The organism is Pantoea eucalypti, from assembly GCF_009646115.1.
GTDB classification, from domain to species: Bacteria; Pseudomonadota; Gammaproteobacteria; order Enterobacterales; family Enterobacteriaceae; genus Pantoea; species Pantoea eucalypti.
This window is the reverse complement of the sequence record NZ_CP045720.1, coordinates 3,732,350-3,745,431: the sequence shown is the minus strand read 5'-3', so window position 1 is coordinate 3,745,431 and position 13,082 is coordinate 3,732,350. Positions and strand designations below refer to the sequence as shown.

Sequence of the window (13,082 nt, the reverse complement as noted above, 5' to 3'; positions counted from 1 at the left end):
AGTTGGGCGGCATAAGATGCGAATATCTTGTGACTGATAAACAACGGTTATCGAAAAACTATGTCTGCCAATCTCAAACTTCATCAGCTGCGCGCTTTCACTGACGTGGCGCGACAGGGCAGTATCCGGGCGGCAAGCCGACTTTCCGGGCTGTCGCAACCGGCGTTAACCAAAGCGATTCAGGAGCTGGAGCGCGAGTTGGGGGCAAAGCTGTTTATCCGCCGTCAGCAGGGTGTCGTGCTGACCGATATCGGTGATAACTTTTTTCGTCATGCCAGCCTGGTACTGGCAGAGCTGCGGGTCGCCGAAGAGGATATCCAGCAGCGACTGGGGCTGGGTGGCGGTCAGGTGAATATCGGCGTGGGTGGCAGCGTGGCCCGCACCATCATGCCGCAGGTGATAAACCAGTTTCATCGCGAATACCCACTCGTGAAGGTGCGCATTGTTGAAGGCCAGCTGGTCTCAATGGTGCATGAGCTGCGTCAGGGAGCGCTTGATTTCACTATCAATACGTATGACCAGAGCCATCTCGATCAGGAGCTGATGTATGAGCGGGTAATGGAACGCGAGTACAAAGTGGTGGTGCGCAAAGGCCATCCGCTGGAGAAAGCCCGTTCTCTGGCAGAATTACAGCAGGCAGACTGGACGATGCCAACCCCGAAAGGCAGTTACTATCGCTTGCTGCACGATCTGTTTGGCGAGCGCGGCATGGCACCTAAAATCGTGGTGACCTGTGAAACCTTTATGGCCTGCACCAGCCTGGTGGCACAAAGTGATTTCATCAGTATTCTGTCGGTCGACGTGATTGACGATCCCATTCTGGGCCGTTCGCTGGTGGCACTGTCGCTCGACGACCCTTTGCCGAAAGCGATCTTCTATCTGATTCAGCGCAAAGACACGACGCTGACCCCAATGAGCAGTTATATGGCACAACTCTTTCGCCGTTATTGTCAGTAAAATCAATACGCAAAGTCGATCGTCTACACTGTTAAGGTACTGAAAAAATCCAACCGACAAATAGAGGTTACGATGCAAGTTAGTCCTTATCTGTTTCTCTATGGCCGTTGTGAAGAGGCTATCGACTTTTACCTGCAGGCAACCGGTGGAGAGTTACTCTCTAAAATGAAATTCGGTGATATGCCGGATCAGGGTGAGCAGGTCGGCGATGAGTCCGCAGCGCCACAGCCGCCAGAAAAGATCATGCATGCGCAATTACGCATTGGTGACGGTGAGCTAATGCTCAGCGATGGCAATACCGAACAGCCGCCAGCGTCAGAGCATGCGGGTTACGCGGTCAGCCTCTCTACCCATGATGTTGAAAAGGGCAAAGCCTGGTTTGAGAAATTATCGGCAGGCGGCAAAGTGACGACGCCGTGGCAGGAGACGTTCTGGTCGAACGGATTCGCGATGTTCATTGATAAATTCAACATTCCATGGCGCATCAATGTTGAAAAGCCGCAGAATTAAATGCAGAGCAGATGCAGTGCTTATCAGATTAGCCTGCAGCTGAAAAGCTGGCCCTGATGCGTGATGTCCTGGGCCAGCTCACCGACTAAACGGGCGGTTGTTGCAACCGCCCGCTATTATCAGAAGTTATAACCCGCCACCAGGTAGTAACCCCAGCCGGTCGATTTCACTTCAAACGGACCCTTGCCGAAGTTCAGCTCCTGGCCATCCGCCCACTGTCCGCCGTTATGGAAGTAACGCGCCACCGCAGAGAAGTGCCAGTGATCGTAACCCAGGGACAGAATGTGGCTGGAGGCAATAGAGTTGCTGGTGCGTGATGAACCGCCTTTCTCATTGAGATCGGAACCCCAGTCGAAGTTGGTGAAGCCCACATAGCCCAGGTTACCACCCCACAGCGTGGTGATTGGCACGAAGTATTTCACCTTAAAGCGATAGCCATCCCAGCTGTTTTCGTTCGCCGCGCCGTAGTTTTCCCACTGATATTTGGCATAGACGTTCAGCGACAGGCCGACATCGCTGTGCGTATCGATATCGGTGCCCAGACCCATGTACCAGGTGTTCTGGCGGTTATCGCTGTTACGGCCCATGTCGTAAATGTAGTTGTTGGCGAAATACCACTCTTTGAACGGGCCAAAGGCCAGGCTGGTGCCGGTCAGCTTGTCGATAGAGAAGCGTGGTTCAATCTCCATAAACATCGGTGAACCGTGGTCGAACACGCCATTGGCATTGCTGTTGCCCACGCCGAAGAAGTTAGGCACGTCGAGATAGCCGTAGAAATCAAACCAGTCTTTCCTGGCAAACGCTTCATATTCCAGATAAACGTCGTTGTTAAACTGCGGTCCGAAACGCGTGTGGTAACTACCGACCACGTTTACGCTCTGATGCCACCAGTCGGAGACATACTGCGGATCGCTTTCCGCTGCCTGCGCAGTACCACTCAATGAACATGCCAGCACGGCACCTGCTATCAACGTTTTATATTTCATTATTATCAGCCACATGCTTTTGACCGCCGCACAGCAGACGCAGTCAGAGAAAAATCGGTCCCTTGATGGGAATGAGGGTTTCACAGCAAATAACAGCCAGTTCTTCAGCCCGCGTAGCGTGCCTGTAACAGATCGATAGAAAATAGATTTTGCTCACGTTTGTCAAAAAGTGTTGCATTACAATTCAGCTAAAATGTGATGAGCTTCACAATAACGGCGTGGATCGAACGGAACCAGGCAACCGTTTACGTTGTCTGGTTCGTGATCAAACAGCGGGAATCAGGGAAGTGTAACGCGAACCTGCAAACCACAAATTGCACCCTGTGGCGAGAGGCAATTGGAAAGGGCGACGTGAATCTGATGCTTTTGAGCGACATTGCGCACAATGGATAATCCCAGGCCGCTACCCTGAGCTTTAACGTCAGGCGAACGGGTAAAGCGATCAAATGCGCGCTCGATAAAGGATTCCGGCATGCCCGGCCCGTTATCCACAATATCGACCACGGTCTTTCCGGCAACCCGATGCAGCAGTACATCGACCAGACTGCCTTCCGGGGTGTGTAGCATGGCGTTACCAATCAGGTTGTCAAACAGGCTGCGCAGCTCGGAACGGCTGGCCTGCAGACGGTACTGCGTGGAGCCATTAAAGCCGATATCGATGCCGCGTTTATCCGCCACGACCATCAGCTGCTCAATGCTCTCTTTCAGCAGATCTTCCAGTTCGATATGCTCAACGCTGGCGACCACGCTCTGGTCATCCTGGCGTGAGACATTGAGTAATTGCGTGACCAGGTGACGGGTACGTGTCACGCCCGCTTCCAGCTGGCTGAACTGCCGGCTCGCTTCACCTGGCTGAATATGCTGACGCAGGTTTTCCAGCTGTAACGTCACGGCCGTTACCGGCGTGCGCAGTTCATGAGCGGCATCTTCCAAAAACTGACGCTGTGACGACCAGGCCTCACGCAGTTTACTCAGCAGCGAGTTATAGGCGGCCACCAGCGGCAGGATCTCATCCGGCAAGCCTTCGGGTGAGACGTTGTGCGGATGATGCGTCTCCTGCGCCGCAATCTGACGCGAAGCGACCTGCAGATCCCGGGTGATCTTGCGTACGACCAGCCAGATCACCAGCAGCGACAGCGGCATCATCAGGATCATCGGAATGATCGCCGACAGCGCCCGCTTGACCATCAATGCCTTCATGTAGCTGAGGTTGTGCATCACCTGAATGGTTTTAATCTCACTGCCAGGCAAGCCGGGCCGGGTATAGATGCGCCATTCACAGTCGTCGCACTGACCGATATGGACGTCGCGATAGCCACGCTGGTTTTGCAGCGGGGCCTGCAGCTCCGGCCATGAGCTGGCGCGCAACTGACCCTGATCGTCCCATAGCTGCACCACAAAGGCGCTTTTCGCCTTGTCAGGCGCAATAAGCATCGGCATCAGGGCGGGCATCTGTTTATTGGTGGACCAGGCATCCGCGATTTTCGCCAGCTGATCGTCCTTCATGGTGCCGACCATATCGCCGTAGCAGCTGAAGAAATACCAGGTGACGCCACCGATCATCAGCAGATGAATAATCAGCAGCGTAGAGAGTAATTTGTTGCGCAGTGAGCGCATAAAGCGAAAAGGTTTCATATTGCCGGCACCCGCCAGCCCAGACCGCGCACGTTGCGGATCACGTCGTTATCCAGCTTGCGGCGCATCCCGTGGATCAACACATCCACCGCGTTGCTGCTGACTTCATCGCCCCAGCCATAGATACGGTTTTCCAGCTGCTCGCGTGACAGAATAGCGCCCGGCCGCTCCAGCAGGGCGTAGAGCAGGGCATATTCGCGCGCCGTAAGCTGCTCACGCTGGCCTTTGTAGAGCACTTCGCGGGTCATCATATCCAGCTGCACATCGCCGCTGCCCAATACGGAATCTGCCGCGCCGTGGCTGCGTCGGGTAATGGCGCGCATCCGGGCCATGACTTCCTGTAAATCGAACGGTTTAAGCAGGTAGTCGTCAGCACCGCTGTCGAGTCCCTGAATCCGCTGCGCCACCGTGTCGCGTGCGGTAAGAATGAGTACTGGCGTCGCGTCGCCGCGCCCGCGCGCGCGGCGCAGGACCTGCAGGCCATCATCCCGTGGTAAGCCGAGATCGAGCAGCACGCAGCTGTAGCCGCCTTCGCTCCAGGCGTTCTGGGCATAGACGCCATCGCGCACCCAATCCACCGACCAGCCCGCGCCCTGCAGTGCCTGCTGCAGGTTAGCGCCGATCATTTCATCATCTTCAACCAGTAACACGCGCATGGCTGATCTCCTTCATAAAGATAAGAGAGAGTTTACTCACTAATTGTTAGGCCAGAATTATCCTTCCGCCGTCATACTTCGCACTGTGGCGGCGTTGGCTGCTTTTGCTCACCCCAGTCACTGACTGATGTCAGCTCCCGGGGATTCGCGCATTTGCCGCCTTGCCACAGCACGAATTATTTTGGCGGACCGCTGTCATACTTCGCACTGTGGCGGCGTTGGCTGCTTTTGCTCACCCCAGTCACTGACTGATGTCAGCTCCCGGGGATTCGCGCATTTGCCGCCTTGCCACAGCACGAATTATTTTGGCGGACCGCTGTTCTCTTACTTCGCACTGTAGCGGCACTGGCTGCTTTTGCTCACCCCATTCACTGACTGATGTCAGCTCTTGGGGATTCGCCCTTGCCTCAGCACAAATTATTTTGGCAGTCTGCCGGCCTTAACGTTTTGCTGGAGTCGCGTCTGGCCGCGCAATGCGGCACCCGTTTCCGTCCTTGCTAATTCTGCGCTAATTTTCTGCTAATTAAGGGATAAATTTAAACAAGTAAAGTGGTTCCACTGCACATCAGAATCGACAGGAGGAACCATGAATCAGCGCGAGTTTATTCGGAGTTTGCTGGACTGGATTGAGAATAACTTAGGACACGATCTGCACCTGGATGAAGTGGCGCGCCGCTCAGGCTATTCGCGCTGGCATCTGCAACGCCTGTTTCGACAGCATACTGGTTTTTCACTGGCAGAATATATCCGTCAGCGCCGCCTGACCGAGTCTGCGCTCACGTTGCTGAGCAGCAACGAAGCGATACTGCAGGTGGCGATGAACTACGGCTTCGATACCCAGCAGGCCTACACCCGCACCTTTAAAAACTATTTCATGATGACGCCGGGCCAGTTGCGCCGTCAGCGTCGCGTCGAGCCGGATCGGCTGCTGTTCCCCCTGGCGATGGCCAGCTGATGCCTGATAAGATCTTCCCGTCACAGCCAGCAGACGGGAAGGTCGGCCCGCGCTCTGCACCATTCTCCTCCTGCCTCTGCCTCGCTTTTTTTCCCGCCCGCCACAGCGTCCCAGCCTGAACGTGTTAGTTTGTTGCCAGCATCCCTTTATTTTCGGAGTCGGGAAACATGGAAAACGGCGCGAATTTAACCGCCATGCTGGTATTTGCTCGGGTAGTAGAGTTACAGAGTTTCAGTGAAGCGGCCCGCGCACTGGGCTGGTCCAAATCCCATGTCAGTCGGGAGATCGCCCGGCTGGAGTTGCGGCTCGGTATCCGGTTAATGCAGCGCACTACGCGGCGGCTGGCACTCACCGAGATGGGCCAGGCATACTATCCCTACTGTGTGCGAATGCTGGCTGAAGTGCAGCGTGCCGAAGCTTTTGTGCAGCAGTTGCATCAGCAGTCCGCCGGCCATATCCGACTTCAGGCACCCGTCACCTTCGGCTGCCAGTGTGTCGTTCCTGTTCTGAACCTTTTTCTGCGTCGTCATCTGCATATCAACGTTGATCTTGATCTGACCGATCGCAATCATGATCGGCTGGACGATCAGACGGATCTGGCGATTGTGATCCGATCCCGATCCCCGCAGCAGGGCAATTTCCGGGTATTGAGCGATATCGACTGGGGACTCTATGCCGCGCCCGCTTATCTGGCGCAGCGGCCCGCCATCACCCACCCCGAAATGCTGCCGCGCCACGACCTGCTGATGTTCCATGGTCCGGCACACACCGCCGCGCTGCCGTTCCGCCGGGATAAACAGCGACTGGCGCTGGACGTGCGCAGTCGTTTTCGCGCCAACAACAGCATGGCGCTGCTTAATGCCGCGCTGGCGGGCAGTGGCATCGCCTATTTGCCTTCCTACATGGCGCAGGAGGCGATGGCGCGTGGGGATATCCAGCAGCTGCTGCCGGAGTGGCAGATGGATCGCCTGCAAAGCTATCTCCTGCTTCACGACCATCCCGACCCGGTGTCACCGGTGACGCTACTGTGTGATGCACTGGTTGAGGCCCTAAATCCAGGTTGATTGTTGCCTGCTGACAACAATCAGCGCCACAGAGTAACTATTCTGCCAGGACTGTTGTTGCTGTGCGACTCCGGTTAGCCTGTATCCCTGATCATTCAACGGATATCACCATGCAACAGTTACCCGAAACGGCAGAGTTTCAACACTGGAAACGGAATTTAGCAGTCTGCGTCGCTGGCTCTTTTACCACTATCGTGGCGATGACGCTGCTGCTGCCGTTTCTGCCGCTCTATATTCAGCAACTGGGTGTTGAGCAGCCTGCGGCTATTGCCCGCTGGTCCGGGCTGGCCTATGGCGCAACCTTTTTCAGCGCCGCGCTGACGGCACCGCTGTGGGGCCGGCTGGCTGATCGTTATGGTCGTAAACTGATGCTGATTCGGGCCAGTCTCGGAATGGCGATTGCGATGTCGCTGATTGGCATGGCGACGGCGCCGTGGCAACTGGTGGCGCTGCGCCTGCTGGCGGGGCTGCTGGGCGGCTACGCCTCGGGATCGACCATTCTGGTGGCAGCGCAAACCCCAAAAGCGCAGACCGGCTGGGCGCTGGGCATCCTCTCCTCGGGCATTATGGCGGGCAACGTGGTCGGGCCGCTGCTAGGGGGCGTCTTGCCGCCGCTGATTGGCATCCGTCAGACTTTCTGGTTGACGGGCGCGGTGATTTTTCTCGCTTTCCTCGCCACCACATTTTTACTCAGGGAGTTGCCGCGTGCTGCGGCGACGTCGCGCGGCAATCCGCAACAGCTGCCTGCAGAGCAGCCGGTTAACCACAATCTGGTGCGGCTGATGTGGCTCTCGGGCATGTTGCTGATTTTCGCCAGCATGTCGATTGAGCCGATTATCACGCTCTATGTGGGCGAGTTTGTGCGGGGTGACCATCAGGTCACAGTGGTAGCCGGACTGGTGATGTCTGCTGCGGCGCTGGGCACGATCCTGGCGGCACCCCGACTGGGTCGTCTGGCCGATCGGGTGGGGCACTGGCGGGTACTGACCGGCGGTCTGGTAATCAGCGGGCTGCTGCTGATTCCACAGGCATTTATCACGGCAGCCTGGCAACTGGTGTTATTACGTTTTCTGATGGGGATGGCCCTGGGCGGATTGATGCCGTGCATCACGGCGATTATCCGCCATAACGTGCCGGCTTCACAGGTGGGGCGGATGCTGGGGTATTCGACCTCGGCGCAATATATCGGCCAGGTGAGCGGCCCGTTGTTTGGTGGGGTGATCGGCGGTGCGTTTGGGATGCGACCCGTTTTTCTGGCAACCTGCGGAGTAATGTTATTTTGCGCGTGGCTTAACTGGCGCGGAATGCAGAAATAGCGCGATCAAAAAAGGCGGACCGGAGTCCGCCTTTTGTTATTCACTTTCCAGTGAATTACTTCTGATCAGGTAATGCATAGGCAATCACATAGTCACCCAGCTTGGTACCAAATGAGCCATGACCACCCGCCGCGATGACAACGTACTGCTTGCCATTCACTTCATAGGTCATCGGCGTCGCCTGGCCGCCTGCTGGCAGACGTGCTTCCCAGAGCAGTTCGCCGGTATCGGTGCTGAAAGCACGCAGGTAGTTATCTGCGGTCGCTCCAATGAAGAATACCTTGCCCGCGGTGGTGACAGGACCACCCAACATTGGCATACCCATTTTGAACGGCAGCGGAACCGGTGCGCTGTCGCGAACGGTACCGATACGCTGTTTCCAGACAACGTTGTTGGTTTTTAGATCCACCGCGGAGACATAACCCCAGGCAGGCTGTTTGCAAGGCAGACCAAACGGTGACAGGAACGGGTTCAGCTCGACGCCATACGGCACGCCATACTGTGGCTGAATACCGGTTTCCGTACCTGAACCACCCTCAGCACCTTTCGGCGGCTCAATCGGGTTGCCCGGGCCACGTGGAACCAGCTTAGAGACAAACGGCAGCGCCATTGGGTTAGCAATCGCGATCTGACGATTAGGATCGACTGCGATGCCGCCCCATTCGAACATACCGAGGTTACCCGGGAAGACCAGCGTGCCCTGCTCAGATGGCGGCGTGAACGGACCTTCATAGCGCAGACGCTTGAAGATCACGCGGCACACCAGCTGGTCGAACATCGTCGCGCCCCACATGTCCTTGTCCGTCAGGTTCTGTTTCGGACGGAAGGTCAGCTCAGAGTAGGGCTGAGTGGCAGCAACATGGTCGCCTTTAGCGGCACCCTGTGGCACTGGCGTTTCTGGCGCGGGAACTACTGGCTTGCCGGTGCGACGATCCAGCACAAAGATATTGCCGGTTTTGGCTGGCGCGTAAACAACCGGTACGGTGTTGCCATCTTTATCGGTGATATCAGCCAGTGTCGGCTGAGACGGCAGATCCATATCCCACAGGTCGTGATGCACGGTCTGATAAGACCAGACCAGCTTACCGGTCGTGGCGTTCAGGGCCAATACGCTGCTCGCATAACGTTCCTGCTCTGGCGTGCGGTTGCCGCCCCAGATATCCGGCGTGGTCACACCCATCGGCAGGTAAACGGTATCCAGTTTGGGATCGTAAACTGCCGGGGCCCATGAGTTCGGAGAGTTCATGGTGAAGGTGTGTTCATCAGCCGGAATAGCATTCGGGTCTTTCGCGCCGGGATCAAATACCCACAGCAGTTTGCCGGTATTCACATCAAAGCCACGAATCACGCCTGATGGCTCGCGAGTCGAGAAGTTATCGGTAACCGCACCCGCCATCACGATGGTGGTATTGGTAATCACCGGCGGAGAAGTTGGCTCGTACATACCCGCTGTGGTGACAGGCTGTTTATGCTGGAGATCCAGCTCGCCGTTGACACCAAAGGACGGGCAGCGTTCGCCAGTCTCTGCGTCCAGCGCAAACAGACGGCCATCGTTCACAGGCAGATAAATACGACGTGAGCAGATAGCAGGCTGAGTGTTCGCGGCATCGGCTGCTGCCGGCAATTCGTGGTAAGAAACACCGCGACAGGTCACGTGCTGGAAGGTTGGGTTCACCTTCATGCCCGGATCGAACTTCCACTTCTGCTTACCGGTTGCCGCATCCAGCGCAAACAGAATCTGGTGTGGCGAACAGAGATAAAGCGTGTCGCGGATTTTAATCGGGGTCACTTCGTCGGTGATTTCACCCGGATCGTTAGGGGTTTTCATGTCGCCTGTCTGGAACTGCCAGGCAACCTGCAACTCTTTCACATTCTGGTGATTAATCTGCTTCAGCGGCGAGAAACGGGTTCCCTGCTGATCGCGCGCATACGCGGGCCAGTCAGCATCCGGGATGTTGCTCAGCGGCGTAGCCTGCGGAGCGTTGTCAGCGGTTTCTGGTACAGACCCGTTGATAACCTGCGGATCGTTGAATACCGCATAAGCCAGCACGATGGCACTGGCAATCAGCGCGACAGCCATCGAACCCAGTGCCGCTTTGCTGCCGGCATTGAAGCTGCGATAAACAAACGGCAGGATCAGCCAGACACCGAAGATCACCAGCACATCAGTGCGTGGTGCCAGTGCCCAGAAGTCGGTACCCACTTCCCACACGCCCCAAATCAGGGTGCCGATCAGCAGCAGCGCATAAAGAACCAGCGCGGTGCTTTTGCGACGGGAAAGCAGATAAGCGGTGATAAGCATAATCACACCGCCGAAAACGTAATACCAGGAACCACCAATGGCGGCTAACCAGCCACCGCCAATCAGCATAAACGCGCCCGTCAGCACTGCGAACAGTACTGTCAGGAAACGAATTACGCCAAAAGATGAGGAGTTTTTCCCCATAATATCGACCTCGTTTCGTTGCCATAAAACACACGAAAACAACCAGATAGGCTGTTTCCAGTTATCAAGTACAAATGATTAAAGGTGTTCTTGAGTATCTCTTCCGATAAGACAGACGGTCCCTTTGTGTTAAATGTTATAGCAAAATTAGATCGAGGTTTGATTTTTTTAGCTTAAAGCGCTTAACAATTGGAGTAATACGACATTTTATGAGGGATTAAAGGACGTTAAGCGCACCGCCATGTGCCCTTAACGCCGGAAGGCAGGATTTGTGAATCAGCCGCTAATAAGATCGCCATCCGAGCGTTGCTGTTGCCAGCCGCTGATGTTTATCTCAGTAAACTGTTCAGCGGTTAAAGGTGGCGTATGACATCGCACGATGACCTCTGCACCTTTTTCACGGAATGTCGCCATAAAAAAGGGAAAGGTAAATTTTTCGTAATTATCACTGAAGAACGATTCAGTTAAAACAATACCTGAAAAAGGAAAGGATTCAAGTAGTCGCCAGTCTGCTCCCGGCGGTGCAAAATCATAAAGCCAGAAATCAAATTTCGTTGTTAATTCAAGCAGTGACGCACTGTTCGCAGCTAAGCTGGAATAATTTATTCCAATCCGGACGCGCTCATTTTGTAAATGTGCATAGGCGTCCGGAATCGCGATCATTTCCTGCAAACGAATATCGCCAACCGGAACAATCATTAATGCTTCTTCACTTGCAATTTTGTTGTGCAATGAAACAATGTTGTTTGTATTAAGTATATTTCCGCGGTCCTGGTTTTGCTCAAGATAAGGCACGCTATAGCAAATGCCTGTGACATTACGCTTAACGTGATGAATAGGTTCAGTAACATAAGGGTTATATAAACTGTTTTTCATTATCTCTACGAAATGCAATAAAAAGGATTTATTGATAATTAAGCATATAAAAAATCGCATTTTTTTAAACGCGTGAATAAATATAGATCAACTGCATAATCCAAATCACCCTTTTGTTGGATTAGAAAGTAAATATACCTATTAACAGTGAGATGATAATTCCTTTGGTATCTGATGATGTGCTGGAATATATTCAATGGTCGGTATCAATAGGTTGTTAATAATCAGGATGGGGCTGACACACCGTTACTGCAAAGTAATGCAGTGTATTGCGCAGTAAGACATGGCTGGAGCCGCAGGCCCTGCGCTCTCATCCGGGTCTGTTAACCGGGTATCGTCAACATTTACACCAATAACACCGCGCAACGACGCGGGTTTTCTCACCTGATTTGGGATAAGACATGGGATTTATGGCATCCGCAGCGGAAGAGTCGCTGTGGCGACATCGGACTTTTGTCGCCTTCTGGCTGGCGCGCACCTGCTCATCATTTGGTTTTCAGATGTTCTCGGTGGCGATCAGCTGGCAGATCTATGCGCTGACCAACAGCGCAATGGCGTTAGGGATGATTGGCCTGATGCAGTTTCTGCCGTCGGTGTTGCTGGCGCTGCCAGCGGGTCATCTGGCGGATCAGTATGACCGGCGGCGCATCGTCCTGTTCGGCCAACTGGTGGAATTTGTCGCACTGCTGGCATTAGTGGTACTTACCTTATTTCATACTGCCGATAAGACCGCGCTTTGGGGGCTGGTCTTTATGATTGCGGTGGCAAAAGCGCTGGAGTGGCCGGCGATGTCTTCGATGTTGCCCTCACTGGTGCCTCCTTCGATTCTGGCACGTGCCATGGCGATGAATTCAGTTGGCGGGCAGGCGGCAGTGATTGTCGGGCCAACGCTTGGCGGGCTGCTTTATGTTGCTGGCCCGCATGTGGTGTATGGCGTTTCCGGACTCTTTTATCTGATTTCGCTGACGCTGGTGAGTCTGCTGCGCTATGAGCGCCCGGTGCAGGCCCGTTTGCCAATGAATTTAAAGAATCTGTTTGCCGGTATTCACTTTATCCGTGACCGTAAAGATGTGCTTGGGGTGATTTCACTCGATCTGTTCGCGGTGTTACTGGGCGGCGCGACGGCGCTGCTGCCGATTTTTGCCAAAGATATTCTGCACACCGGGCCCTGGGGGCTGGGGATGTTGCGCGGTGCGCCATCGGTGGGGGCGTTGCTGGTGGGTATCTGGCTGAGCCGTCATAAACTGGAAAAACATGTCGGGATGATTATGTTTGGCTCCGTCGCGGGCTTTGGCGTTGCGACCCTGCTATTCGCGCTTTCCACGCAACTCTGGCTGTCACTGCTGGCGCTTTGCGCGCTCGGCGGCTTTGATATGGTGAGTATGGTGATTCGCGGTGCGCTGGTGCAGCTGGATACGCCGGATACCATGCGCGGGCGGGTGAATGCGGTTAACGCGATATTTATTAATACCTCGAATCAGCTGGGTGAATTTGAGTCGGGGTTGCTGGCCGCCTGGGTGGGCGCAGCACCTGCGGCAGCAATTGGCGGCATCGGTACGCTGATTGTGGTGGCGTTGTGGATGAAGTTGTTTCCGCATCTGCGGCGGCGTCAGAAGCTTGAGAATGAGGTGGATCCGGTTCAGGACTAGCGTTGTAGCGGGTTGGGTTGGCTGAGGAGATG

The 13,082-nt window shown here is 54.9% G+C and carries 11 protein-coding genes; 6 read left to right on the top strand and 5 right to left on the bottom strand.

The features are described from left to right. Window positions 1–60: 60 nt before the first annotated feature. Window positions 61–957 (top strand): LysR family transcriptional regulator, encoded by an 897-nt coding sequence (locus EE896_RS17505; RefSeq protein ID WP_003855692.1) that lies wholly within the window; start codon window positions 61–63, stop codon window positions 955–957. A 72-nt stretch (window positions 958–1,029) separates the two neighbouring features. Beyond that, window positions 1,030–1,467: a VOC family metalloprotein YjdN gene (gene yjdN / locus EE896_RS17500; RefSeq protein WP_003855690.1), complete on the top strand. Its 438-nt coding sequence runs from the start codon at window positions 1,030–1,032 to the stop codon at window positions 1,465–1,467. 119 nt (window positions 1,468–1,586) lie between these two features. On the opposite strand, the gene EE896_RS17495 is transcribed toward yjdN, so the two are convergent. From EE896_RS17495 to EE896_RS17485, 3 genes are all read right to left on the bottom strand, one after another. Beyond that, window positions 1,587–2,453, bottom strand: coding sequence for a nucleoside-specific channel-forming protein Tsx (locus tag EE896_RS17495; protein WP_078804876.1), 867 nt, complete (start codon window positions 2,451–2,453; stop codon window positions 1,587–1,589). Between the two features lie 279 nt (window positions 2,454–2,732). Continuing rightward, window positions 2,733–4,088 carry a sensor histidine kinase gene (locus EE896_RS17490; RefSeq protein ID WP_003855688.1) on the bottom strand — a complete coding sequence of 452 codons (1,356 nt, stop codon included), beginning with the start codon at window positions 4,086–4,088 and terminating at the stop codon, window positions 2,733–2,735. Then, the gene (locus EE896_RS17485; protein ID WP_003855687.1) at window positions 4,085–4,744 is read right to left on the bottom strand and encodes a response regulator; all 660 of its coding nucleotides are present in this window, start codon (window positions 4,742–4,744) and stop codon (window positions 4,085–4,087) included. The genes EE896_RS17490 and EE896_RS17485 overlap by 4 nt, the downstream gene beginning before the upstream one ends. 586 nt (window positions 4,745–5,330) lie before the next feature. Here EE896_RS17485 and EE896_RS17480 point away from each other — a divergent pair. The 3 genes from EE896_RS17480 to EE896_RS17470 all read left to right on the top strand — a co-directional run bounded on the left by EE896_RS17480 (window position 5,331) and on the right by EE896_RS17470 (window position 8,079). Next, window positions 5,331–5,699 carry a helix-turn-helix domain-containing protein gene (locus EE896_RS17480; protein ID WP_003855685.1) on the top strand — a complete coding sequence of 123 codons (369 nt, stop codon included), beginning with the start codon at window positions 5,331–5,333 and terminating at the stop codon, window positions 5,697–5,699. A 167-nt stretch (window positions 5,700–5,866) separates the two neighbouring features. Then, window positions 5,867–6,763 (top strand): LysR family transcriptional regulator, encoded by an 897-nt coding sequence (locus EE896_RS17475; RefSeq protein WP_140916107.1) that lies wholly within the window; start codon window positions 5,867–5,869, stop codon window positions 6,761–6,763. A 110-nt stretch (window positions 6,764–6,873) separates the two neighbouring features. Then, window positions 6,874–8,079, top strand: a complete 1,206-nt coding sequence (locus EE896_RS17470; protein ID WP_008926634.1) for an MFS transporter — start codon at window positions 6,874–6,876, stop codon at window positions 8,077–8,079. Between the two features lie 55 nt (window positions 8,080–8,134). Here EE896_RS17470 and EE896_RS17465 read toward each other — a convergent pair whose 3' ends face one another. Both EE896_RS17465 and EE896_RS17460 read right to left on the bottom strand, forming a co-directional pair. Beyond that, window positions 8,135–10,525: a glucose/quinate/shikimate family membrane-bound PQQ-dependent dehydrogenase gene (locus tag EE896_RS17465; protein WP_140916109.1), complete on the bottom strand. Its 2,391-nt coding sequence runs from the start codon at window positions 10,523–10,525 to the stop codon at window positions 8,135–8,137. A gap of 276 nt (window positions 10,526–10,801) precedes the next feature. After that, window positions 10,802–11,401, bottom strand: a complete 600-nt coding sequence (locus EE896_RS17460) for a hypothetical protein (RefSeq protein ID WP_033763389.1) — start codon at window positions 11,399–11,401, stop codon at window positions 10,802–10,804. Between the two features lie 401 nt (window positions 11,402–11,802). On the opposite strand from EE896_RS17460, the gene EE896_RS17455 reads away from it, so the two are divergent. Further along, complete coding sequence (locus tag EE896_RS17455) at window positions 11,803–13,050, top strand: MFS transporter (protein WP_003855675.1); 1,248 nt, start codon at window positions 11,803–11,805, stop codon at window positions 13,048–13,050. The last annotated feature ends 32 nt before the right edge of the window (window positions 13,051–13,082 follow it).